The following is a 24,784-nucleotide window of genomic DNA, read 5'->3' on the forward strand; positions in this document are numbered from 1 at the left end:
AATGATAAACAACAAGGACAATAGAATGCTTGCCTACGATGCCGATCTAGAATTATTCCGCGATAATTTTAAACGCTTTATGAACGAACATGTCGCACCGTACTACGACCAGTGGGAACGTGAAGGTCTGATGCCGCGTTCAGTCTGGAATGCACTCGGTGAAAATGGCTTCTTGTGTGTCGATGTTCCAGAAGAATATGGTGGCTATGGGGTGCCGACCGATTATTCCTTGATGCTGATCGAAGAATCTGCACGTGCCGGATACAGTGCCATTGCCACAGGTCTGTCTTGTCATTCCGATATTGCAGCACCGTATATCCTGCATATTGGTACTGAAGAACAGAAAAAATACTGGTTACCAAAAATGGTCACCGGTGAAGTGGTCGGTGCGATTGGCATGACCGAGCCAGGTGCAGGTTCAGATTTGCAAGCCATGCGTACTAGTGCCATCTTGCAGGATGAATATTATCTGTTAAATGGCTCAAAAACCTTCATTTCCAATGGTCAGCATGCTGACTTGGTAGTGCTTGCGGTCAAAACCGATCCTCAAGCCCGAGCTAAAGGCGTTTCATTGCTGCTGGTCGATACCCATCTGGAAGGCTTTAAAAAAGGCACTAATCTGGACAAGATTGGTCTGCATGCTCAGGATACGTCTGAACTGTTCTTCGACAATGTTAAAGTGCCAAAGGACCAATTACTGGGTCAGCCGGGACAGGGATTTGCTTACCTGATGCAGGAATTGCCACGTGAGCGTACCGCCATCGCTGCCACCGCTCTAGGCGCCATTCGTGGCTCGATCGATGTGACCACACAATATGTGAAAGAGCGTCAGGCTTTTGGTCAGGTGATCGGTCAATTCCAGAATACCCGCTTTGTACTGGCGCAAGCGAAAATTGATGAATTGGCGACCGCAGCATTTTATAACCAGAATCTTGAGCTTTATATGCAAGGGAAGCTGGATGTAGAAACTGCAGCGGCATTGAAAAGTTTTTCTACCGATATGCAGATGAAAATCGCGGACAATCTCCTGCAATTATTTGGGGGTTATGGCTATATGACTGAATATCCAATTTCACGTTTCTTCGTTGATGCGCGGATCCAGCGGATTTATGGGGGTACCAATGAAATCATGAAGGAGATTGTGGCCCGCGGTCTGTTAGGGCGTTAATAGCTCAACCATAAAAAAGAGTCCCGAAGGACTCTTTTTTATAGGGGAGAACATGGCCAAGATGGGAAATATTTTTTAAGACTTTATGATTTTAAAACATCCAAACATTCATGAATAAAAATGGGTAAATCATTGGGTAGGCGCGATGAAATCAACTGATTATTGTCATTCACCAGTTCTGCATCATAATACGTTCCACCGGCACGTTGTACGCGACTGGCATGCGCGCGAATACTGGTAATAATTCGATTTTTCAGCACATCTGCTTCACACAGTAATAATGATGCATCACATAAACTAAAGATGGTTTTCTTGGCTTGATTAAAAGCCTGGATAAATTGCAGCACCCGCATATCGGTAGATAAAGAAACTGCAGATTCACCGCCAGGAATCAGCAAGGCATCAAAATCATCAATACTGATTTGTTCGATGTCCCGGTCAATCGTCACTGCAGAACAGCCATGCAGACCATAGACCACTTTTCCTGCATTAAAATCAATATTACAGATGCTATGCTTTGCTTCCAGCAAGGCTGCAACGGGTTCAAGATATTCCTGATCTTCAAAATTATTCGTCAAAAGTACAGCTATTCTTTTTGGCATGACTGACACCCAAACGCTTGTTTTAAGTTAGACTATCTATGATTGGTTAAAAAATCGTCTCTGCTTTGTAATTGAGTAGTGATTTAATGTAAAAAAAATAAGTGAAATCAAAGAGAAGTCGATAAAAATGGGATTGCAGAGTGTGCATTTTATTGTGAAATCTATCTTAGATATGAATGGTTCAAAAATGACGTTTGCGAAGCAATTATTTTAATTTTCTTATGCTTAAAACCGCTATATAGATTAAGAAATAGTGATATTTCATCTTCCTTAAAATCAGTTAATATGGACAGGCAAAGTTTACAATTTAATAATGTAAATCAAGCAGAAAAGCTGAAGTAAATGTTACCAGATATGACTAAAAGCGATAAACGGTTAAAATCAACTGTATGTTTTTAAGACTTAATCTACCAATGTCATATTGCGTAACCTTTGAAAGCTCACTATTGTTATACTGAACAGATAAGGTTTATGAAGGGCGACAGAACAATGATCAACGACGATCAAAACACCACGACTTCTCTTGATTTGGTAAAAATTCGTGAAGATATCGATTCTGTTGATCAGCAAATTCAGCAATTGATTAACCGTCGGGCACGTTTGGCTGAAGCTGTGGCAAAAGCAAAATTTGCCTCAGAAGAGAATCCGCTGTTTTACCGTCCAGAACGTGAAGCTCAGGTTTTGCGTAATGTCATGGAACGTAATGAAGGGCCATTGTCTGATACCACCATGGCACGTCTGTTCCGTGAAATCATGTCGGCCTGTCTGGCACTCGAAGCTCCGCAAAGCATTGCTTTCCTTGGACCAGTCGGGACTTATACCCATTCTGCGGTACTCAAGCATTTTGGTCATGATGCTGTGGTTCGTCCTTTACCGACCATTGATGAAGTTTTCCGTGACGTGGAAGCAGGCAGTGCCCATTATGGTCTGGTGCCGGTAGAAAATTCCTCTGAAGGCGTGGTCAACCATACTTTGGACTGTTTTAAAACATCGAACCTGAATGTGATTGGCGAAGTTGAATTACCGATTCACCATCAGTTCCTGATTTCTGAAAATACCCGTAAAGACAGCATCAAACAGATTTATGCGCATCAGCAGACTTTGGCTCAATGCCGTAAGTGGCTGGATGCTCATTATCCAGGTGTGGAACGTGTCGCTTTAAGTTCCAATGCGGAAGCAGCACGCCGTATTCGTAATGAATGGCATTCTGCTGCAATTGCTTCTGAAATTGCCGCGAGTATCTATGACCTCGAAATCATGCATAGCAATATCGAGGACAATCCGGAAAATACCACACGCTTCCTGGTGATTGGTCGTGAAAAAGTGCCGCAAAGTGGTAATGACAAGACTTCATTACTAATCTCAGCGCATGATCGTGCCGGAGCTTTGCTGGAAATTCTGGCGCCGTTTGCCAAGCACAATATCAGCCTGACCAGTATTGAAACCCGGCCTGCACTTCCTGAAAAATGGGCTTATGTGTTCTTCATTGATCTTGAAGGCCATATTGAGCAGGAACACGTGAAAGCAGCCATTGAAGAAATTCGTCCTTTGGTTAAAGAAGTTCGCGTGCTCGGTTCATATCCTGCAGCTGTACTTTAAGTCAGCTATACGTGGTCAGGGCGAGGGTGCTGACCACTGTTTTATACCTAAAATTGGAAGTCTAAAATGTCGTTTGTTCCAGCCAATTCGGGCATCTCAAAATTAAAGCCATATCAACCGGGTAAACCGATCAGTGAACTTGAGCGCGAGTTGGGTCTTACCGATATCGTCAAACTGGCTTCAAATGAAAATCCGCTGGGTTGCTCAGATAAAGTCAAAGAAGCGGTCGCTGCGGAAATTGCTGAAATTGGCCGTTATCCAGATGGTGGTGGTTTTATCCTGAAAGATCAGATCAAAACCCAGTTTGGTTTTAATCATGATCAGATTACCTTGGGGAATGGTTCAAACGACTTACTGGAAATGTTTGCCCGTGCATTCGTTTCAGAAAATGATTCGGTGGTGTATAGCCAGCATGCTTTTGCGGTTTATGCATTGGTAACTCAAGCCATTAATGCGCAAGCGATTGAAGTACCAGCTAAAGGCTTTTCGCATGACTTGGAAGCAATGGCGGCTGCCATTCAGGACAATACCAAACTCGTCTTCATTGCAAACCCGAATAATCCAACAGGAACCTGGTTTGAAGAAGCTGAATTTGAAGCGTTCATGCAAAAAGTTCCTGCCAATGTCATCGTGGTTCTGGATGAAGCCTATGTGGAATATTTCCCGGAAAACTTCAACAGCTTGAAATTCCTTGCGCAATATCCAAACCTGATCGTTAGCCGTACTTTGTCGAAGTGCTATGGTTTGGCTGCACTACGTGTTGGTTTTGCTCTGGCTTCAGTTGAAGTGACAGATTACCTGAACCGTATTCGTCAACCATTTAATGTCAACCATTTAGCGATGGTCGCTGCGGTGGCTGCACTGAAAGATGAAGACTTTATCGCGCGTTCTCGTGAAGTGAATAAAGCCGGTATGGCGCAACTTGAAGCTGGCTTTAAGGCTTTGGGTCTTAACTATGTGCCTTCACGTGCCAACTTTATTCTGGTAGATGTACAGGCAGACCCATCAGCAACCTTCAATGGTTTGCTCAAACAAGGGGTGATTGTGCGTCCAGTTGGTATTTCTAATCACATTCGTGTATCGATTGGTACTGAAGCAGAAAATGCGAAATTCTTGAGCGCATTGGCTAAAGTACTCGGTTTAGAGGCAAAAGCTTAAACCATGTCGCAGCCACTGTTTGAAAAAGTTGCATTTATCGGGCTTGGACTGATTGGTTCAAGTCTGGCGCGTGTCATTCGAGCCGAGCATTTGGCCAATGACATTGTTGCATCGACACGTTCACAAAAGACTTTGGAAGATGCTAAATCTCTTGGCCTGATTTCCGAAGGCTATGCCGATCCTGTAGAGGCGGTCAAAGGCGCTGATCTGGTGGTACTGGCATTGCCGGTACGTGCCACGCAAAAGGTGCTGGAAGCTATCAAGCCTTATTTATCTGCCAATACCATTATTACTGATGTGGGTAGTACCAAAGGTAATGTGGTCGATGCAGCGAAAGCGGTTTTTGGCGATGAACTGCCTGAAGGTTTTGTACCGGGCCATCCGATTGCAGGTGCCGAGCATACCGGGGTGCATGCAGGTAAAGTTGATTTATTTGCCAATCACAAGGTGATCTTGACGCCACTGCCAAGCAGTGCAGACTGGGCCGTCGATAAACTGATTCAGCTGTGGCAAGCGGCGAAAGCCGAAGTGATTTGTATGGATGTCGACAAGCACGATGAAGTGCTAGCGCATACCAGTCATCTTCCGCATCTCATGGCCTTTAACCTGGTTGAGCAACTGGCCAAGCGTGAAGACAATTTAGATATATTTCGTTATGCTGCCGGTGGCTTCCGGGATTTCTCGCGAATTGCCGCCAGCGATCCACAAATGTGGCATGACATCTTTTTTGCCAACAAAAAAGCAGTTCTGAATGCTGTTGATGGCTTTGAACAGCAGCTCGCGATTATCCGCAAATTGATTGAAGATGAAGATTCCCACGCATTGATGGGCTTATTGGGTCATGCGCAGGCAGCTCGCCAGCATTTCAACCATATGCTCGCCAAGAAACCTTTCATGGAGAAAAATAAAGTGACACAACAATTTACCATTCAGCCGGGTGCCAAGAAATTTCAGGGTAAATTTACCGTGCCAGGTGACAAATCTGTGTCACATCGCTCGATCATGTTTGGTGCGATTGCAGAAGGTACCACACATGTGACCGGCTTTTTGGAAGGTGAGGATGCTCTAGCGACACTGCAAGCTTTCCGTGATATGGGTGTGAGCATTGAAGGCCCTAAAAATGGTGAAGTGACCATTCATGGTGTTGGCATGCATGGCCTTAAAGCGCCACAGTCTGCCATTTATATGGGCAACTCGGGCACTTCAATGCGTTTGTTGTCGGGTATGCTGGCTGCACAAAAATTTGATTCAGTCATGACTGGTGACGCATCTTTATCCAAGCGTCCAATGGAGCGTATTGCCAAGCCTTTACGTGAAATGGGTGCGCAAATTCAGACCACAGGTGAACGCGGTACACCACCTGTATCCATCACCGGCAATCAAAACCTTAAAGGGATTCAGTACGATTTGCCAATGGCCTCTGCTCAGGTGAAATCAGGGATTCTACTTGCAGGTCTATGGGCGGAAGGTGAAACTTCGGTGACTGAACCAGAACCAACACGCGACCATACTGAACGTATGCTGCGTGCATTTGGTTATGAAGTGAAAACAGAAGGCAACCGAATTTCCCTGCAAGGTGGCGGCAAGTTAGTGGGTACCAACATTCAAGTGCCTTCAGATATTTCTTCAGCAGCCTTCTTTATGGTGGGTGCGGCCATTACTGAAAATTCGGACGTCACCCTTGAAGCGGTAGGCATTAACCCGACCCGTACTGGTGTGATTGAAATCCTCAAGCAAATGGGTGCGGACATTACAGTTGAAAACGAGCGTATTGCAGGCGGTGAACCGATTGCTGATATCCGTATTCGTGGTACACGTACATTAAAAGGGATTCATATGCCGGAAGATCAGGTGCCATTAGCAATTGATGAATTCCCGGCGCTATTCATTGCCGCTGCATGTGCTGAAGGTCAGACAATTTTGACCGGTGCTGCCGAGCTTCGCGTGAAAGAATCGGATCGTATTCAGGTCATGGCAGATGGTCTTCAAACCATGGGCATCGACTGTACCCCAACTGAAGATGGCATCATCATTGAAGGTAAGGGTAAGTCCGGTGACTGGTTGCCAATCTTTACGGGTGGTGAAATTGAATCGCATCACGATCACCGTATCGCGATGAGTTTTTCGATTGCCGGTTTGCGTAATTCGGAGCAGATCAAGATTGTCGGAACCGAAACGGTCGCAACCAGTTTCCCGACCTTCACAGAATTGACCTCAATCGCAGGACTGCCAATTCAAGTATCAGAATAATTTTTAAAATTATGTGAAACAGCCAAGCTTTTGCTTGGCTGTTTTGTTTATATTGCTTATGCTAAACCCATATAAGAAAAAAGCCATTTGGAAGTAGCGATGCGAAAATTAAAATTCATGGCCAATACCCAGAGCCAAACACCACGGGATGGTCAAGAAACCCAGGAATATGTAGCACATTTACTTGCCGAAAAATTAGGTAAATACGGTTTTCAGACCTTAAGCCAAAGTGGTGCTCAGGTTGCCGTCAGCGTAGAAGAACATGCGCTGCCTTTATCAGTGAGTTGCGAAACCAGAGATGAACAAGGGCATCTGGTCTGTGAGATTGCCTCATATCCTGAAGAAGAACAGGACTGGCTGGATCGTATCACCGAAAGAAGTTTGCTTAATCAGCTTGCACAGGCAGTGGAAACCTCTCTAAAAGAGCAGGAACGCTTTAGCGAGTTTGAATGGAAGAGCTAATTCAACAGACTCAATCAGCTTTGCCTACACTGCAAAGTAAACGCTTGATCCTGAATTGTTTTAAATCAGCCGATGCCAAAGAAACTTATGCTTCAATTACGCCGAGTTTGACACGTTTTATGGCGTGGGACCCACCACAATCTGAACAGGGATTTGCAACAGTCTGGCAAAATTGGCTGGAAAATATGACTGATTATAAAGAATATGTATTTGTGATCCGTCATATTGAAACACAAGAATTTATTGGGCTATGTGGTTTGCATCGACTTCATGATGAAATACCTGAAGTCGGTATTTGGATTCGTGAAACTGCACATGGTCATCATTATGGACATGAGGTAGTGCATTGTGTTGTGGCTTATGCTTTCAATACATTAGGGATTCAAGTTTTAAGCTACCCGGTAGCAGAAGAAAACTGGGCTAGCCGTAAAATTGCAGAACGCTTGGGCGGAAAAATTATCCGCTACATCGATAAGCCTAAATATCGGGCTGTGATGTATGAAATTTTTGCAGAAGATTTTGTCTTTTAATAAAAAACCCATCATTTGATGGGTTTTTTTATTTAGCCAAGCGCTAAGTACCGGGTCATTGCGATCCGCAATTGCTTTAAATAGCCGGTAAAGAAGTGGTTGGCACCAGGTAATACGGTCACTAAATGGCGTTGTGGCTTTGCCCATTCAATCATATCTGAGAGCAAAGTTACTTCATCGGCTTCACCATGAATGAACAGGATGTCGCCTTTAATTGCAGGCGTAACATAATGGCGAATACCAGCCACTGTTGCAGTTGGCAGACCGCATAAAATGGTTTGCTTTGGTTGCAGTTCTACGGGTAAGGCTGCATAGCTTTTTGCCATGACATGCGCACCAAAACTAAAACCACCTGCATAAAAAGGCAGGGCAATATGCTGGTTGCGAGCGAACCGAATGACTTCTAATACATCATCCGTTTCACCGAAGCCCTCGTCGTGTATACCTTCACTTTGACCAGAACCACGGAAACTTGGACGATACACAATACAGCCACGTTCCAGATACATTTGTGCCAGTAAAACCGGAACCTTATGTTGTGGTGTACCGCCTTGCAATGGATGGGGGTGACAAACTACCGCGAATCCTTTCACTTCACCCTGAGGATAATCCACAAAAACTTCAATCTGACCCGCAGGCCCTTGAAGAAAAATTTGCTCGGGCATATAAAAACCGATGATTAACAGGAGAATCGTGCATTTTAACGATTATGGTGAATAAAAACATGAATTGGAATTAAAATAAGCAGACTGATATAGTTTGATTAATCATTTTTTGACCAGGTTGCCATGCTCGCTTTAATTTCTCCAGCCAAAACTCTCGATTACGATACTCCATTACCGACTGACCAATTTACTCAAGCGAGATTATTAGAACATTCACAGGACTTGATCAACGTTTGTCGCACACTTTCTGCAACAGAAATTTCCAGCTTAATGAGTGTCAGTGAAAAAATTGCCAGTTTAAATACCGCACGTTTTAATGACTGGCAACCGGATTTTAATTTAGCCAATGCCCGTCAGGCGATTTTTGCATTTAAAGGCGATGTCTATACAGGTCTGGATGCCTATAGTTTAAAACATGAAGATCTGCACTATGCACAAGACCGTTTACGCATGTTGTCTGGATTATATGGACTCTTACGCCCCTTGGATTTGATGATGCCGTACCGTCTGGAAATGGGAACCAAATTGGCCAATTCCCGCGGGCATAATCTATATGAGTTCTGGGCTCATCACATTACTGATCTGATTAATCAGGATTTAACCGCAGCAAATTCTGAAATTCTGGTGAATATTGCTTCTGATGAATATTACAAATCAGTCAACGAGCGCAAAATTCAGGCAGACATTATCAAGCCGGTATTTCTGGATCAGAAAAATGGCAAATATAAAGTGATTAGTTTCTATGCCAAAAAAGCACGCGGCCTCATGGCACGTTTTATGATTGAAAATAAAATTGATCATGTCGAAGAACTGAAAGCTTTTAATAGCGATGGCTATTATTTTGATGCAGACAGTTCACTCAAGGGAGAACTGGTGTTTAAGCGTGATGAACAACTGAGTGCATAAATGAGATGATTCCCAGTATCCAGCATGAGGATATATATGTTGGATACTGGGATGTATTTATTATGGTCAGGTTCTTAACTAGTGTTCAACGATTTGCCTCTATGATGAGTGAAGTATGGATGAACTGCATAATGAAAACTTCAAGATAGTTAAAAATAAAAAATGTCGCTAAACACTTTGAAATCCCTCGCAAAATCTCCCTTATTTAGATCATTTTATCCTAAAAATTAAAGTTGAGTATTCTTGGAAAAGGCCGATCAAATAAATCGAAATAACTTCTATTGAATAGGTTAGATTTCATTTATCTATATATTTTAATTTTGAATAAACTTCTTTTAGAGATTTTTAAAAATATATTAAATTCAATTATTTATTGTTTATTTGAAAGAATTTTTAATAGTACCGATTTTTTGAAAAAAAGAATTATAAATTAATTAAGTATTAATAAATAAAACGACATAAAATTAATCTTTAGAAGATAAATAAATGCCTTCTATCGGGTTAAATGTAAACTATGTCACAAGTTTGTTAGGTTTTTTGTTAGCATAATTGCATAGTGTTACAAAGCAGCATAATAAAAATGAAAATATATGCTATCCCTGTTTTTGCCTTAATGATCAGTTTATTAGGATTTTGTGTCCATAAACAGTCAGAAATCAGAAAATATGAAAAGATCCGTCATGTCTTGAGCGATGGACGTGATTCAAGCAAATTGCTGGAATCCAATCGGCATCGACATTAAGCAGGTTATATATCTTCCTCCCGCCAATTGGGCTGGATTAGTAAAATTAAAAACATAATAAATATAATAAAATTTTTTAAATATTCACCTGGAATATATTAATTTCTAATAAAGTGTAAAATCAAATAAGCAATAAGAAATCAATGTGTTATAATTTGCCAACGATCAGGATGAAGCAGAATTCATCTTGTTAAGCATTTGATTTAAATCGAGAAAATAAAGCTGCATAAAGGTTATGCAGCTTTTTTGTTTAGATTTTTTTTGGGTTTTTATAGCATAGCCCTGGGGCTGTAAGCTGTTCCAACATTTTAACCCGTCAAATGGCTATGCTGGCATATTCGTTGCTAACACATCCTTAAAATTGATGAATTTTTTTATAAAATTTCATTTATTTGACGGCTTGCTTAAAGCATAAAGTTTACTCAATAGGGGCTAGGTCATGACGACTCCTAATCCATCTTCAGAAAGTATGCTTGAACGTCTGTTTAAACTGAGTGAAAACAAAACCAGTTTCCGTACAGAAGTTCTTGCCGGTGTGACAACATTCTTAACGATGTGTTACATCATTATTGTCAATCCGATGATTTTGTCCGAAACGGGGATGGATCATGGGGCTGTCTTTGTAGCAACCTGTCTTGCAGCCGCGATTGGCTGTTTAGTCATGGGCTTGATTGCAAATTATCCAATTGCACTTGCACCAGGCATGGGCTTAAATGCCTTCTTTACCTATTCCGTCTGTTTGGGAATGGGTGTGCCTTGGCAAACAGCACTCGGGGCTGTGTTTATCTCCGGTCTTGTGTTTATTGCGATCAGCATGTTCAAAATCCGTGAAGCCATTGTCAATGCGATTCCAATGTCGCTGAAACTGGCCATCGGTGGTGGTATTGGCTTATTCCTTGCGCTGATTGCTTTGAAAAATGCCGGCCTGATTGTGGATAATCCTGCTACGTTGGTAGGTTTGGGCGATTTAAAACAACCATCGGTTTTGCTTGCATTATTTGGTTTCCTTCTGGTTGTTGTGATGCATCACTTTAAAGTGCGTGGTGCGATCATCATCAGTATTTTGGTGTTAACCGGTATTTCAGCAGCATTGGGTCTGAGTGAATTTAAAGGTGTGGTTGGCGCAGTGCCATCGATTGCACCAACATTTATGCAAATGAGCTTTGAAGGTCTGTTCACTGCCAGTTTAATTGGCGTGATTTTTGTCTTCTTCCTGGTCGATTTATTCGACTCAACCGGTACGCTTGTAGGTGTTTCACACCGTGCAGGCTTGTTGAAAGATGGCAAACTGCCGCGTTTGAAAAAAGCACTTTTTGCGGACTCTTCTGCAATTGTTGCAGGTGCAGCGCTGGGTACATCTTCAACTACGCCATACATTGAATCTTCTGCGGGCGTAGCAGCCGGTGGCCGTACAGGTCTAACTGCTGTTGTAGTCGGTATCCTGTTTGTTGCCTGTTTGTTCCTTGCACCATTGGCACAGTCTGTACCAAGCTTTGCAACAGCACCAGCGCTGTTATTTGTCGGTGTCTTAATGATTCAAGGTATCGTGCATATTGACTGGGAAGATATTACAGAAGCAGTTCCTGCATTTTTAACCATTGTATTTATGCCATTTACCTATTCAATTGCTGATGGTATTGCGATGGGCTTCATCAGCTATGCACTGATCAAATTGTTAACCGGTAAGGCATCAACTGTACCGTATATGGTCTGGATTATTGCAGTACTATGGACGCTTAAATTCGCACTATTTGGCGGCTAATTTTTCTAGATTTGGAAAGGGTGTAAACTCAGTTTGCACCCTTTTTTTATTATTTTAGGTTTCATGAGGAGAAGCGATGAACCGTCTTGAGTTGATTCGAGCTTTGCCAAAAGCCGAGCTTCATGTTCATATTGAGGGCACTTTTGAGCCTGAGCTAATGTTTGCGATCGCTCAGCGTAATAAAATTGCCATCCTGTATAAATCTGTTGAAGAAGTTAAACAGGCCTATAACTTTCATAATCTTCAGTCCTTCCTGGATATTTATTATGCCGGCGCTGCTGTATTAATTCATGAACAGGATTTTTATGATCTGGCGTGGGCGTATTTTGAAAAATGTGCTGAAGACCGGGTCGTACATACTGAAATGTTCTTTGATCCACAAACGCATACCGATCGTGGCGTTGCTTTTGCGACGGTGCTTAACGGCTTGCAAAAAGCCTGTGATGATGCCAAAACTAAACTTGGTATCAGTTCACATCTGATTATGTGTTTCTTGCGTCATTTAAGTGAAGATGCTGCATTTGCAACACTGGAACAGGCCTTACCTTATAAAGACCAGATTATTGCGGTCGGTCTGGATTCAAGTGAAGTCGGGCATCCACCTTCAAAGTTTGAACGTGTCTTTGCTAAAGCGCGTGAAGCAGGTTTCTTGGTTGTAGCACATGCAGGTGAGGAAGGTCCGGCAGCTTATGTCTGGGAAGCTTTAGATTTACTGAAAGTGAATCGTATTGATCATGGGGTTCGTTCGGAAGAAGATCCGGAGTTAATGCAGCGCCTGATCGCAGAAAAGATGCCACTGACAGTTTGCCCATTGTCAAACCTGAAACTCTGCGTCGTGGATGATATGCAGCAGCATAATATCCGTCGCCTCTTGCAACAAGGCGTGCACGTTACAGTCAATTCAGATGATCCATCTTATTTTGGTGGTTATATGAATGACAATTTTATTGCCATTGCTGAAGCACTGGATTTAAGCAATGAGGAACTCAAGCAGTTGGCCATTAACTCATTTGAAGCCTCTTTTATTACCGATACTGAAAAAGAGCAATGGATCAACCAGATCCGTGCCCTGGTTTAAGTTTTTAAATAAAAGGCAGGGTTCGCTCTGCCTTTGTTTTTATAGATGGATATGAAATTGAAAAATATAATTCTGCTCATCAGTAGCGTGTTGATATCTGCTTGCTCAAATGCGGATATGACTTTGACACAGCGTACTTTAAAACCCGTGATTGAATACCAATGTGCAAAAGAATTGAAAGCATCTAAATTCTGGACTGCCTCGACCTATTTTATGCAGGACAAAAATAAAGCTGAACTTGAACAGAATGTCTGTTCATGTGTAGGTGAGCATGCACTCAAGGATATTCCGGCAAGCACTTTACTGAAAGCGACTCTGGATGAAGAAGTAAAGTCAAAACTCACGCAACAGGCTATTGCAAACAGTCTGAAAGGCTGCATGACCGAGTTCTTAAAATAAAATCAGCTTTGCAATGAAAGCTGATTGAGTGTGGTTTTGCAGATTATTTTTTAGAAGATTTGGATTGTCGGGTCATGCTGTTGAGTACATGATCTTTATCGATAAAATGATGTTTCAGTGCTGCGAAAATATGTCCAACTAAAAGTAAGCCAACTGCCCAGGAAAGCCAGATATGCAGGGGTTTTACGATCGCGGTTACAGCCGGATTTTCTGAAATCAGTGCCGGCAGGTTAAATAAATATAGCACTGGTGCTGGATAGCCCAGACTCCAGCTATATAAACAGCCGGTGACAGGTAGAGCAATCAGCATAAAATACAAAGCCAGATGACCTGCATGTGCCAAAGTTTTCATCCGGGGTGACATAGTGTCCGGTAGTTCAGGGGCAGGGTGGGTATAACGCCAGAAAATTCGCACAACCAACAGGAAAATAATGGTGGTGGCGATATTTTTATGCAGGGTGATGACATCGCCTTTAAAGCTGCCATCGACCTCATAACTTAAAAAATTCCCACTATAAAAACCAATCAGCCAGGCCGCAATAAAGATAACTGCCATGATCCAGTGCAACCATTGTGCCGTGCGCGTGTAATATTGTACTTTTTCCATGTGATTTTCGATTGCCCTCAAAGATGGATGCACCTTAGCAAAGGGCGAATCAGCCCAGCAATTCCAAATCTGCAACGCTATGGTGGCTTTCATGCAACATCCATTGAAATGGCTGAGTGCAGATTAAACATTCAGGATGATTTATAGATTTCTTATTCAGGTGAATTTCGGCACAATAGCGTCACGCTTCATATATGAATAAACAAGGAACAGATCTGTGAAAAAATTATTGGCTGCACTTGCTCCGCTTACTTTGGTTTTATCTGCTTGTGCAACAACAGGCAGCCCTGAAACGCAAACCACGACTCAACAGCTGGGTGGGGCTGCGCTTAAAATCGCGATCAATGCAAAATGTACGACTGAGCTGAATAATATTCCAGCATGGCAAACAGCTACACGTCTAATGACTACGACCCAAAAGCAGAATATCCAGACTGAAATTTGTGGCTGTGTCAGTGAAAAAGCGCCACAAAGTGTAACAGCGGTAGATTTGGCGACTGCAGCAATTGACCCGGCAGCACGTGCGACGATTGTCGGCAATGTGGTTGCAAAAACCATTAACGCTTGTGTAGCTGAAGCTGTAAACTAAGCCAAGATTAAATTGAAATAGGCTGACTGGTTCAGCCTATTTTTTATGGAAAAATAGACATGAAGATTGCTGGTGTAGATGAAGCAGGGCGTGGGCCATTAGTGGGTTCTGTGGTCGCTGCGGCAGTTATTTTGGATCCGAACAACCCGATTGAGGGTTTAAATGATTCTAAAAAACTCACTGAAAAGAAGCGTGAAAAACTTTTTATCGAGATTCAGGAAAAAGCGCTGGCATGGGCCATTGCTGAGGCTTCTGCGGCAGAGATTGATGAACATAATATTTTGCAAGCTTCTTTGCTGGCCATGCGCCGTGCTGTAGAAGCTTTGCCAGTTCAGCCTGAGCATGTATTGGTCGATGGCAACAAGATTCCACAGGGCCTTGCTATGAGCTGTGATGCCGTGGTGGGTGGTGATGCACTGCATGCTGAAATTTCAGCAGCCAGTATTCTGGCGAAAGTAACCCGTGACCATCAGATGATCGAGATGGACCAGAAGCATCCGCAATTTGGTTTTGCCAAGCACAAGGGTTATCCGACCAAGGCACATTTTGAAGCGATTGCCTTACATGGCGTGATTGATGAGCATCGTCGCAGTTTTGGGCCGGTAAAAAAGGTGATTGCAGCATTACAGCAGGGTGCAGAACTTTAAGTTTTATTTTAAATTATCTAAGTATTTAATATTTTTGTATAAAATTTAGACAAATTTAAAGCGGCTCAAAAGCCGCTTTATTCTTCGCACAAACATTAACGGTTAAAGTTATTTTGTGTCTGGCTATCGTCTTCATAAGAAGGTTGGTAATCTTGATCGATATGTTGAAGATGTTCATGCATTGCACGTTCATGCTGGATACGCTGGTAAATCTCTTCACGGTGCACAGAGACTTCTTTCGGAGCATTTACCCCGATACGAACCTGGTTACCTTTTACACCAAGCACAGTCACACTGACTTGATCACCAATCATTAAAGTTTCCCCGACGCGTCGAGTCAGAATCAGCATGTTTTTCTCCTTGCAAAATGCAAAACCTGCAATCTATTGAATATAAAACAAAAAGCACAACCAAAAATTACAAAATAAGATCTGGATAGAAATTCTGTCATCTGGGTGAAAGATTTTAATCTATCTCAGCTGGTTAAAAATCCTCAGGCTTAATATAACAGAGCCACTATAAAAAAAACTATAGTGGCTCTGCATTTTTGTAGACTTTTATAAAATACTGTCAAACAATGACAATATTCTATCTTAACGCTTAAGCACGTGCGCTAGATTCGCCTTGTTCACGGTCTAAACCGAATGCGGTATGCAATGAACGAACCGCAAGTTCAAGATAATTTTCTTCAATGATCACAGAAATCTTGATTTCAGACGTCGAGATCATCAGGATGTTGATGCCTTCATCTGCCAATGCTGTAAACATTTTGCTCGCTACACCGGCATGTGAACGCATACCGACACCTACGATCGATACTTTTACGATATCTGAACGGGTCGCAACTTCACGTGCACCAATTTCTTGAGCAGTTGCTTCAAGAATAGCTTTGGCTTTATTTAATTCGCCACGGTTCACAGTAAAAGTGAAATCAGTTGTACCATCTTCTTCAACGTTCTGGATAATCATATCCACTTCAACATTGGCATCACCAATCGGGCACAAAATTTTAGAAGCAATACCTGGTTCGTCAGGCACACCTAAAATAGTTAATTTTGCTTCGTCACGGTTAAATGCGATACCGGAGATAATTGGCTGTTCCATGTTGTCTTCCAATTCAGTCGTAATAAGTGTACCAACGTTTTGCTTAAACTCTTCGTCGAATGCGCCATCGTTGTCATTGTCGAAGCTTGATAATACGCGTAAAGGCACCTGGTATTTACCAGCGAATTCAACTGAACGAATTTGCAGGACTTTAGAACCGAGTGACGCCATCTCAAGCATTTCTTCAAATGAAATACGATCAACTTTTTTTGCTTTTGGTGCAACACGTGGATCGGTGGTATATACACCGTCAACGTCGGTATAAATCTGGCATTCATCTGCTTTGAGTGCGGCAGCAATTGCAACACCTGAAGTATCAGAACCGCCACGCCCTAAAGTGGTGGTATTGCCATGTTCATCAAAACCCTGGAACCCGGCAACGACAAGTACGCGGCCTGCATCCAGATTTGAGTTCAGGACTTCAGTATCAATGGATTCGATACGTGCCTTATTGAATGAGCTGTCGGTTTTCATACCAACCTGGCGACCTGTTAGTGATTTTGCTTCAACTCCAATTGAGTTCAGCGCCATTGCTAACATAGAAATCGTAACCTGTTCACCCGTAGATACCATTTGGTCTAGTTCACGTGGGTCAGGGGTTTCGGTAATGGCCTTCGCTAAAGCAAGTAGACGATTGGTTTCGCCACTCATTGCTGATACCACTACCACTACCTTGTGGCCGTGGTCATGCCAGCGCTTTACACGACGAGCAACATTTAAAATGCGCTCGGGAGTACCCATAGAGGTGCCGCCATATTTTTGAACGATTAATGCCATAGTTGTTCCATATAAGCCATGACCCTGATGTACCTATCAGGGTCAGTTACACAAAATTGAAGTTTTATTTTGCTGCAAGCCAGGCAGTTAAATCTGCCATCACTGGAGCAAACTTCTCGTTAAGTGGCGCGCCACCTTGTGCCAAGTCAGGTTTACCACCACCTTTACCACCTAGCTCAGTCGCTAAATGTTTGATGATGTCACCTGCTTTAATAGAAGCAGTAAAGTCTTTTGCCACAGATGCGATCAAGCTCACCTTGTCACCCTCTACACCTGCAAGAACAATCACTGCATTGTCTAATTTTGATTTCACACCGTCGTGCAGATTGCGAAGTGCTTTCGCATCCATGTTTTCAACAGTTGTAATCAATGTTGCACGACCTGCAATGCTTTGAACTTGGCTTAGAAGTTCACCAGCTTGCAGGCTAGCAAGTTTTTGATTGAGTTGTTCGATCTGTTTCTGCAAGCTCGATGCAGTATCAACCAGTGCTTCAACTTTTTCTAAAGTCTGGTCTTTTTGCGCTTTGAGCAAACCGTTAATCGTATTGATATCGCGATCGGCTTTTTGCGCAACTTCAACTGCTTTAGTGCCTGTTACTGCTTCAATACGACGTACACCGGCTGCCACACCACCTTCAGAGGTGATTTTGAACAGACCGATATCACCGGTACGTTTTACGTGAATACCACCGCAAAGTTCGATTGAGAAGTTTTTCTCTTCAATCACTGAACCCATAGACAGTACACGTACTTCGTCACCATATTTCTCACCAAACAGCATCATCGCGCCTTTAGCCTTCGCAGACTCGATATCCAGAAGTTCAGTAGACACCGCAGTATTGGCAATCACTTCAGCATTGACCAAGCGTTCAATTTCTTGCAGCTGTTCAAAGCTTACAGGCTGGTCGTTGGCAAAGTCAAAACGTAACACGTCAGATGCAACCAATGAACCTTTTTGCTGTACATGTGAACCTAAAATTTGACGTAATGCAGCATGTAGCAGGTGAGTCGCAGAGTGGTTACGTGCCGTTGCTGCACGAATGTCTGCTTTAACCGTTGCTTCTACATTTTGAGTAACTTTCAAGTTACCCATAGTCACGATACCTTGGTGTACAAATGCACCACCAGATTTCTTGGTATCTTGAACTTCGAAAATACCAGTATCGTTTTTGAAGAGTCCTGTATCACCGATTTGACCACCGCTTTCTGCGTAGAAAGGTGTTTGGTTAAGTACGATCAGTGCTTCGTCGCCTTCAACCACTTCGTCAACTTGCTCGCCATCTTTGTAGATTGCGATGATTTGACCTTGACCCGCAGTTGCATCGTAACCTTCAAACTGAGTTTCACCTTCGACTTTCACAACAGAATTATAGTCGATTGCGAATTTGCCTGCATCACGTGCGCGTTGACGCTGTGCAGCCATTTCAGTTTCGAAACCAGCTTCATCAATGGTTAAGTCACGTTCACGTGCGATGTCAGCAGTCAAGTCAGTCGGGAAACCGTAAGTATCGTAAAGTTTAAATACTACTTCGCCCGGAATTACAGAACCTTTTAACTGCGCCAATTCGCCTTCAAGCAATTTCAGACCTTGCTCAAGTGTTTTAGCAAATTGCTCTTCTTCTTTCAGAAGTTGCGCTTCGATACGTGCCTGGTTGGCTGCAAGTTCAGGATATGCTGCACCCATCACTTCAATCAGTGGCTTCAACATTTTGTGGAAGAACGAACCAGTCGCACCTAGTTTGTTACCGTGACGTACTGCACGACGAATGATACGACGCAATACATAGCCACGACCTTCGTTCGATGGGTTTACGCCATCAGCAATCAGGAAGCAGCATGAACGTGCATGGTCAGCAACAACTTTAAGTGAAGCAGGGTATTCAACTGGTTTGTTTTCTGCTTGTGCTTTTGCTTCAAGTTCAGACGTATCTAAACCAATAATTTCAGCAGCAGCTTTTAGCAAGTGCTGGAACAGGTCGATTTCGTAGTTTGAGTTAACGTGCTGAAGAACAGCTGAAATACGCTCCAAGCCCATACCTGTATCCACAGAAGGCGCTGGAAGAGGGTGTAATACGCCATCCGCAGTACGGTTGAACTGCATGAAAACGTTGTTCCAGATTTCAATGAAACGGTCGCCATCTTCTTCAGGAGAACCCGGTAAGCCACCCCAGATATGATCGCCATGGTCAAAGAAGATTTCAGAACATGGACCACAAGGACCGGTGTCACCCATTGCCCAGAAGTTATCTGATGCGTATTGACCGCCTTTGTTGTCACCAATACGAATAATGCGTGAAGCGTCTAGACCGATTTCTTTGTTCCAGATGTCAAAGGCTTCATCATCGGTGTGGTAAACGGTTGCATAGAGTTTATCTTTAGGAAGACCAAGCCATTCTTCGTTAGTCAAAAAGTCCCAGGCAAATTTGATCGCATCACGTTTGAAGTAATCACCAAATGAAAAGTTACCTAACATTTCAAAGAAAGTGTGGTGACGTGCTGTATAACCCACATTGTCCAAGTCGTTGTGCTTACCACCTGCGCGCACGCATTTTTGTGATGACACTGCACGTACATAATCGCGTTTTTCTAGACCTAAGAAGCAATCTTTAAACTGGTTCATACCAGCATTGGTGAACAGCAAAGTTGGGTCATTGGCAGGTACTAGAGAACTCGACGCGACACGTGTATGCCCTTGCGATTCAAAGTAACGCAAAAATGCTTCACGAATTTCAGCTGATGTCATAAAACGAGTACTCACAACCAAGTCACTCCATAATTTCCGATTTGGCTAAAACACCACAGTCTGACAAGCATACAAGAGCTCTGCTGCAATGCGGGGCTTAAAAATTTAAAACGCCAAATTATAACGGAAAAAGCAGTAGGCACCAATCATTTTAAAACCAATTGCGAAGGATTTATTTACTCAGGTTTTTCGCTGAATAATTAAATTGAATTTTCCCACAGTAGAATTCGTGGATATCCATCACATTAAAAATAACTGGAATTTTAAATGACCCAGATACAGACGGATGGATCAGAAATAAAATAATCGAAAATCAGTATTTTCTCTGAAGTTTTTTAATGTACGGCGCCAGAAATCCTTTAACATAGAAGAGTTTTAAAATAGGCATATAAAAGGTCGAGTCATGCAACGAGTGGCAATCAATGGATTTGGGCGTATTGGACGGAATGTACTGCGCGCATGGTTTGAAAATCCGAAAGATTTTAATTTTGAAATCGTTGCCATTAATGATATTGCCGATGTTGAAACCCTGATCCATCTATTTAAATATGACTCGACCCATGGCCGTTTTCCGGGGCAGGTGGATCTCAGCTATGATGCTGAACATATCTATATGCATATCAGCTATCAAGATACTGCATTAAAAGTACAGGTTTTGTGTGAGTCGCATCCGGCTAAGTTGCCTTGGCAAAACTTGACGGTAGATGTAGTGCTTGAATGTACTGGGCTATTCCGTTCTCGTGAAGCCGCGACCCAGCATATTGGCGCAGGGGCGAAACGTGTGATTATTGGCGCGGCACCTTTTGATACGGTCGATGCCGCAATTGTCTATGGTGTCAATCATCATGAAGTCAAAGCATCGGACCAGATCATTTCCAGTGTTTCTTGTACTACGCAGGCTTTGGTGCCACTGGTCAAAATTATTGATGATGCATTTGGCATCAGTAGCGCCCTGATGACCGAAATCCATGCTGTTACGGCGGATCAGTCGGTACTGGATCATGCACATCGTGATTTGCGACGTGCACGTGCCTCGGGCCATAACATCATTCCGACCACTTCGAGCGCACTCGGTGCCTTAAAGCGTGTCATGCCGAAAATGGAAGATCGTATTGATGGTTATTCAATTCGGGTGCCGACCATTAATGTGGCCGCGATTGATTTGACTTTTGTTTCCCAGTCACCGATTACCGATCACAAACTGAATGAAGTGCTGATCAAGGCTGCCCAGCAGGATTTTGCGGAAATCATGGCTGTGACGGATGAGCCCTTGGTATCCAGTGATTTTAATCATTCCCCATATTCATTGATTGTGGATTTGACCCAGACTCTAGTCGTTGGGCATCAAGCCAAGGTCTTTGCCTGGTATGATAACGAGTGGGGCTATGCCAACCGTCTGCTGGATTTATGTGAATCATTTCATTAAGTTCGGGTCATCTAAACCTCAAAAGCACCGAGATACGGTGCTTTTTTCTTGCCTGTAAATATTCTGCAAGCCATGTTTTAAGAGAATTTGCCGGTAATTGATCGAAAATCAGGAATTGAGGCTGAATTATTTACGTTATCTGCAGCATTTTTCGTTAAGATAAAGCAATAAAATGAAATAAGAGCAAGCACATGATGGTGGTTTGGGGATTTATTATATTGCTGACTTTGGCGGTGATTTTTCTGATCTGGCTGCAGTTTAATCAGAATGATGAACCACGTAGCGTGGAAGGCGTGCCAGTCGAAGAAAAAATCGTGCATCTGGAAGAAAATTTGAAAAAGACCCTGGAAATTATGCAGGATCTAGCCAAAAAAATGCATGTGCAGCAGGAAGTGCTGGATCAGACCACAGCCAAACTTCAGCAGGTTGAATTGCAAAATGCCGAACTGGTCAGTTTGCTGACCAAAGTGGTCGATCCACAGAAATAATCCAAACCCCTTTAGAAATTATTTAAAGGGATTTTGTTTGAGTATTAGACGATTAAAATTCTTAAAACTGCGGCAGAAACCATACTGATGGCGACGGTTGGTAATAATCCAAAACGCGTAGCGGCAAATAGCGTTAAAGCCAAGGCGATCAGGTCTGCAGGATGGTCTCGAACAAAATAGGGTGCAATTACTGAAATCAGCACGCAGCCAGGGACTACTTCCAGAATTTTTCGCTGACGCTGTGTCAGCGTTTTATTTTTTAATAAGACGTAGCCCAAGATCCGGGTTAAATAGGTGGTCGCAGCAATCAGAATAATAGCCACCAAGGTATTCATCTGGATCATGTTTGATCCTCTTGAATCAGGAAAAATGCCGAAGCGATTCCAGACAAGGCGCCAACCGGTAAATACCAGCCCGCAGGTAAATATAAATAAGCCAAAGCCGCACAGACTAAACTGACCAGCCATGGCCGGGCAGCCTCAAAACCTTTCCACATAGTTCTCAGTAACACCAGAAATACAGCAGGAAAGGCCATATCGAAACCAAAACGGTTGATATCGCCTAATACAGGTCCAAGCATGGTGCCGAGTGTGGTAAATCCGACCCACATCAAGTACAGGCAAAAACACAGGCCGGCATAATAAGGCATGCTAAACGCAGCACGATAACCCAGTTGCGCCTGTTTCCTTTGTGCATCAGCCAGACCGAGTGCCCAACTCTCATCGACCATAAAAAACAGCGCCGGAAAAACTTTACGATTCGGAAGATGCTTTAAATACGGCACCAAACTGGCGCCCATCAACAGATGCCGGCTATTTACCAGAAAGGCAATGAACATCAGCATGAGTAAATTTGGTGGACTGCTCCAGACCTCCAGAATGGCAAATTCAGAACCGCCGGCAAAGTTCAAACCTGTCAGTAAAGGCACTTCGAGCAAGCTGAAATTCTTCTGTACTGCCGTCGCACCCAGTACTAATGCAAAGGGGATAATCCCTAAAAGCATGGGAATAGAATCTTTCATGCCACGTTGAAATTCACTGAAATCGGTAGGGGCAACTATTGCTGCGGTGCTTTGTCTGAACAAAAGCATGGAAATGACCTGGGTACTGCAAAACTAGACCATATTTTATGGCGATATTCAGGCTATTTGCTGTTGTAGTGAAAGATATTTGAGTTTTATTTGAAATTAAATTGCGCTAAATTAAATTTAAGGGGTTTTAAATGCCAAGGCATAGACATGGATCAAATAGATAAACGCATTTTGCATGAGCTGCAAAAGAATGGAAAACTGCAAAATAATGAACTGGCTCAATTAATTGGCTTGTCACCGTCACCCTGTTTAAGACGGGTAAAACAGCTGGAAGATGATGGCGTGATTGAGCAATATGTCGCACTGCTGAATCCACAAAAGGTCAATTTGGCGATGAGCGTGTTTGCACGCGTCTGGCTCAAGTCTCAAGAAGCTGCTGTGGTCGATCAATTTGTCGAAGCGATCAAGGAAATGCCAGAGGTGGTCGAGTGCCAGTTAATGGCAGGCGATTGTGATTTCTTTTTAAGAATTGTGGTGGCTGATCTGGATGCCTATCGTAAATTTCAGATTCATCATTTAACCCAAATTCCCTGCATTCAAAGTGTAAAAACTGAAATTCCATTGCAAACGGTTAAAAGCACGACTGCATTGCCTTTGGTTTAATGCCGGATTTTGTCATGCTATTTGTTTTAAATGTGCATTAAAACGCTGATAGTTGACACAATTGTTGTTGATTTCATCAGGTAGCGAAAATTATAAAATTTGCGATGCACAGCCAAAACTATCGTGCTAGACTAGGAGAAATCGGGTGTGCTCCCGATTTTTTTATGCGGATTCGTTCCGCGCTGACAAGAATTTAGGTTTACAACATGCCCATTTCAGAGACATGGTTATTACCTGATGGTGTAGCTGATGTATTACCAGAACAAGCGCAAGTTATTGAAAGTCTGCGCCGTAAATCACTGGATTTCCTTGCATCTCGAGGTTATCAGCTGGTGTACACGCCATTCATTGAATACATCGAATCTCTATCTTCTCTCTCAGAATCGAATCAAGATTTAGACTTAGCCACTTTTAAAGTGATCGATCAGCTTTCTGGCCGTTTGCTTGGTGTGCGTGCCGATATGACACCACAAGTGGCTCGTATTGATGCGCATGTACATCCAGTGGAAGGTGTGGCACGTTACTGCTATGCAGGAACCGTTCTGCATACCAAGCCTCGCGGTTTTAATACCTCGCGCGCGCCACTACAGTTAGGTGCGGAGCTCTTTGGTTCAGACAGCATCGATGCCGATGTGGAAATGGTCGACTTGATGATCAGTCTGATTCAGGAGACAGGTCTGGCAGATGGCATCCATCTGGACTTAGGTCATGTAGGTTTATTCCGCAGTCTGGTGGCTCAAGCCGGCTTAAATAAAGTCGCTGAACAGCAATTATCTGACTTATATCAACGTAAGGCTTTGCCAGAATTAGAAGAATTCACGGCAGACCTCAAATTTGGTCAGGATTTCTATGCACTTGGACGCTATGCCAGCGACCTGGATGCATTACAAGCGCATTTAAGTGCTGAAGTGTTGGCAAATCCAGCATTTACGCAGGCTTTTAATGTCTTGCAAACCACCAAAGACGAAGTTCAAACCCGTTGGCCAAACTTGAGTATTGGGATTGATGTGGTTGAATTACGTTCATACCATTATCATACTGGCTTGATGTATGCAGTCTATGCACCGAACCGTGCAGCTGCACTGGCACAAGGTGGCCGTTATGATGGCATTGGTGAACATTTTGGCCGTGCGCGTCCGGCAACCGGTTTCTCTTGTGACTTATATGCTTTAAGCGCAGGCCAGTTTGATGCGGTACAGGTCGTGGTTGCACCTAAAGGCACTGATGCAGAACTTCTGAATGCAATTCAGAATATTCGTGCACAAGGCTTAAGTGTAATTCAGTTACTGGGTAATGATGATTTAAACTCGATTCCATATGCGACGCACCAGCTGGTGAATGCGAATGGTGAGTGGACAGTCAAAACGATTTAACTGCTTGGCTCAGTGT

General features: G+C 43.1%; 24 protein-coding genes. 16 read left to right on the forward strand and 8 right to left on the reverse strand.

Annotated features, from left to right (window positions below):
* The first annotated feature begins 25 nt into the window (after window positions 1–25).
* Window positions 26–1,168 (forward strand): acyl-CoA dehydrogenase family protein, encoded by a 1,143-nt coding sequence (locus tag ACTL4S_RS10380; RefSeq protein WP_253138051.1) that lies wholly within the window; start codon window positions 26–28, stop codon window positions 1,166–1,168.
* 83 nt (window positions 1,169–1,251) lie between these two features.
* On the opposite strand, the gene ACTL4S_RS10385 is transcribed toward ACTL4S_RS10380, so the two are convergent.
* Window positions 1,252–1,770, reverse strand: a complete 519-nt coding sequence (locus ACTL4S_RS10385) for a DJ-1/PfpI family protein (RefSeq protein WP_441299306.1) — start codon at window positions 1,768–1,770, stop codon at window positions 1,252–1,254.
* A gap of 489 nt (window positions 1,771–2,259) precedes the next feature.
* Here ACTL4S_RS10385 and pheA point away from each other — a divergent pair, with 489 nt between their 5' ends.
* The 5 genes from pheA to ACTL4S_RS10410 all read left to right on the forward strand — a co-directional run bounded on the left by pheA (window position 2,260) and on the right by ACTL4S_RS10410 (window position 7,769).
* Entirely contained in the window at window positions 2,260–3,369 is a 1,110-nt protein-coding gene (pheA, locus tag ACTL4S_RS10390) for a prephenate dehydratase (protein ID WP_004278987.1), read from the forward strand.
* Window positions 3,370–3,435: 66 nt separating this feature from the next.
* Entirely contained in the window at window positions 3,436–4,527 is a 1,092-nt protein-coding gene (gene hisC, locus ACTL4S_RS10395) for a histidinol-phosphate transaminase (RefSeq protein ID WP_004645569.1), read from the forward strand.
* A 3-nt stretch (window positions 4,528–4,530) separates the two neighbouring features.
* On the forward strand, window positions 4,531–6,777 hold the full coding sequence (locus ACTL4S_RS10400) for a bifunctional prephenate dehydrogenase/3-phosphoshikimate 1-carboxyvinyltransferase (RefSeq protein ID WP_243474626.1): 2,247 nt from the start codon (window positions 4,531–4,533) through the stop codon (window positions 6,775–6,777).
* 99 nt (window positions 6,778–6,876) lie between these two features.
* Window positions 6,877–7,239: a hypothetical protein gene (locus ACTL4S_RS10405; RefSeq protein WP_004278984.1), complete on the forward strand. Its 363-nt coding sequence runs from the start codon at window positions 6,877–6,879 to the stop codon at window positions 7,237–7,239.
* Window positions 7,227–7,769 carry a GNAT family N-acetyltransferase gene (locus ACTL4S_RS10410; protein WP_004278982.1) on the forward strand — a complete coding sequence of 181 codons (543 nt, stop codon included), beginning with the start codon at window positions 7,227–7,229 and terminating at the stop codon, window positions 7,767–7,769. Before ACTL4S_RS10405 ends, ACTL4S_RS10410 begins: the two co-directional genes overlap by 13 nt.
* Before the next feature lie 32 nt (window positions 7,770–7,801).
* Here the strand turns inward: ACTL4S_RS10410 and ACTL4S_RS10415 are convergent, their stop codons facing one another.
* Entirely contained in the window at window positions 7,802–8,434 is a 633-nt protein-coding gene (locus ACTL4S_RS10415; protein WP_004645565.1) for an alpha/beta hydrolase, read from the reverse strand.
* Window positions 8,435–8,557: 123 nt separating this feature from the next.
* Between ACTL4S_RS10415 and yaaA the strand changes: the two genes are divergently transcribed.
* The 4 genes from yaaA to ACTL4S_RS10435 all read left to right on the forward strand — a co-directional run bounded on the left by yaaA (window position 8,558) and on the right by ACTL4S_RS10435 (window position 13,321).
* On the forward strand, window positions 8,558–9,340 hold the full coding sequence (yaaA, locus tag ACTL4S_RS10420) for a peroxide stress protein YaaA (RefSeq protein ID WP_441299307.1): 783 nt from the start codon (window positions 8,558–8,560) through the stop codon (window positions 9,338–9,340).
* A gap of 1,181 nt (window positions 9,341–10,521) precedes the next feature.
* Window positions 10,522–11,844, forward strand: coding sequence for an NCS2 family permease (locus ACTL4S_RS10425; RefSeq protein WP_004645563.1), 1,323 nt, complete (start codon window positions 10,522–10,524; stop codon window positions 11,842–11,844).
* A 76-nt stretch (window positions 11,845–11,920) separates the two neighbouring features.
* The gene (locus ACTL4S_RS10430) at window positions 11,921–12,922 is read left to right on the forward strand and encodes an adenosine deaminase (RefSeq protein ID WP_441299308.1); all 1,002 of its coding nucleotides are present in this window, start codon (window positions 11,921–11,923) and stop codon (window positions 12,920–12,922) included.
* Between the two features lie 45 nt (window positions 12,923–12,967).
* A complete protein-coding gene (locus ACTL4S_RS10435) occupies window positions 12,968–13,321 on the forward strand; it encodes a hypothetical protein (protein ID WP_004645560.1) in 354 nt (117 codons plus the stop codon).
* A gap of 43 nt (window positions 13,322–13,364) precedes the next feature.
* Here the strand turns inward: ACTL4S_RS10435 and ACTL4S_RS10440 are convergent, their stop codons facing one another.
* Entirely contained in the window at window positions 13,365–13,928 is a 564-nt protein-coding gene (locus ACTL4S_RS10440) for a cytochrome b (protein ID WP_441299309.1), read from the reverse strand.
* 217 nt (window positions 13,929–14,145) lie between these two features.
* On the opposite strand from ACTL4S_RS10440, the gene ACTL4S_RS10445 reads away from it, so the two are divergent.
* Together ACTL4S_RS10445 and rnhB are read left to right on the forward strand one after the other, a co-directional pair.
* Window positions 14,146–14,517 (forward strand): hypothetical protein, encoded by a 372-nt coding sequence (locus ACTL4S_RS10445; protein ID WP_004278974.1) that lies wholly within the window; start codon window positions 14,146–14,148, stop codon window positions 14,515–14,517.
* Window positions 14,518–14,576: 59 nt separating this feature from the next.
* Entirely contained in the window at window positions 14,577–15,164 is a 588-nt protein-coding gene (rnhB, locus tag ACTL4S_RS10450; RefSeq protein WP_004278973.1) for a ribonuclease HII, read from the forward strand.
* A gap of 95 nt (window positions 15,165–15,259) precedes the next feature.
* On the opposite strand, the gene csrA is transcribed toward rnhB, so the two are convergent.
* The 3 genes from csrA to alaS all read right to left on the reverse strand — a co-directional run bounded on the left by csrA (window position 15,260) and on the right by alaS (window position 19,803).
* On the reverse strand, window positions 15,260–15,514 hold the full coding sequence (csrA, locus tag ACTL4S_RS10455; RefSeq protein ID WP_004278972.1) for a carbon storage regulator CsrA: 255 nt from the start codon (window positions 15,512–15,514) through the stop codon (window positions 15,260–15,262).
* A 250-nt stretch (window positions 15,515–15,764) separates the two neighbouring features.
* Complete coding sequence (locus ACTL4S_RS10460; RefSeq protein ID WP_004278971.1) at window positions 15,765–17,045, reverse strand: aspartate kinase; 1,281 nt, start codon at window positions 17,043–17,045, stop codon at window positions 15,765–15,767.
* A 64-nt stretch (window positions 17,046–17,109) separates the two neighbouring features.
* On the reverse strand, window positions 17,110–19,803 hold the full coding sequence (gene alaS, locus ACTL4S_RS10465) for an alanine--tRNA ligase (protein WP_441299310.1): 2,694 nt from the start codon (window positions 19,801–19,803) through the stop codon (window positions 17,110–17,112).
* Between the two features lie 388 nt (window positions 19,804–20,191).
* Here alaS and ACTL4S_RS10470 point away from each other — a divergent pair, with 388 nt between their 5' ends.
* Together ACTL4S_RS10470 and ACTL4S_RS10475 are read left to right on the forward strand one after the other, a co-directional pair.
* The gene (locus ACTL4S_RS10470) at window positions 20,192–21,214 is read left to right on the forward strand and encodes a type I glyceraldehyde-3-phosphate dehydrogenase (RefSeq protein WP_004645557.1); all 1,023 of its coding nucleotides are present in this window, start codon (window positions 20,192–20,194) and stop codon (window positions 21,212–21,214) included.
* Window positions 21,215–21,405: 191 nt separating this feature from the next.
* Window positions 21,406–21,702 (forward strand): hypothetical protein, encoded by a 297-nt coding sequence (locus ACTL4S_RS10475; protein WP_004645555.1) that lies wholly within the window; start codon window positions 21,406–21,408, stop codon window positions 21,700–21,702.
* 44 nt (window positions 21,703–21,746) lie between these two features.
* On the opposite strand, the gene ACTL4S_RS10480 is transcribed toward ACTL4S_RS10475, so the two are convergent.
* Together ACTL4S_RS10480 and ACTL4S_RS10485 are read right to left on the reverse strand one after the other, a co-directional pair.
* The gene (locus tag ACTL4S_RS10480; RefSeq protein WP_129716517.1) at window positions 21,747–22,046 is read right to left on the reverse strand and encodes an AzlD family protein; all 300 of its coding nucleotides are present in this window, start codon (window positions 22,044–22,046) and stop codon (window positions 21,747–21,749) included.
* Window positions 22,043–22,792, reverse strand: a complete 750-nt coding sequence (locus ACTL4S_RS10485) for an AzlC family ABC transporter permease (protein WP_441299311.1) — start codon at window positions 22,790–22,792, stop codon at window positions 22,043–22,045. Before ACTL4S_RS10485 ends, ACTL4S_RS10480 begins: the two co-directional genes overlap by 4 nt.
* A 147-nt stretch (window positions 22,793–22,939) precedes the next feature.
* On the opposite strand from ACTL4S_RS10485, the gene ACTL4S_RS10490 reads away from it, so the two are divergent.
* Both ACTL4S_RS10490 and ACTL4S_RS10495 read left to right on the forward strand, forming a co-directional pair.
* Window positions 22,940–23,395: an Lrp/AsnC family transcriptional regulator gene (locus ACTL4S_RS10490; RefSeq protein ID WP_004645552.1), complete on the forward strand. Its 456-nt coding sequence runs from the start codon at window positions 22,940–22,942 to the stop codon at window positions 23,393–23,395.
* Window positions 23,396–23,601: 206 nt separating this feature from the next.
* On the forward strand, window positions 23,602–24,768 hold the full coding sequence (locus ACTL4S_RS10495; protein WP_004278964.1) for an ATP phosphoribosyltransferase regulatory subunit: 1,167 nt from the start codon (window positions 23,602–23,604) through the stop codon (window positions 24,766–24,768).
* Window positions 24,769–24,784: the final 16 nt, after the last annotated feature.

Source organism: Acinetobacter lwoffii, from assembly GCF_052078135.1.
GTDB classification, from domain to species: Bacteria; Pseudomonadota; Gammaproteobacteria; order Pseudomonadales; family Moraxellaceae; genus Acinetobacter; species Acinetobacter lwoffii_Z.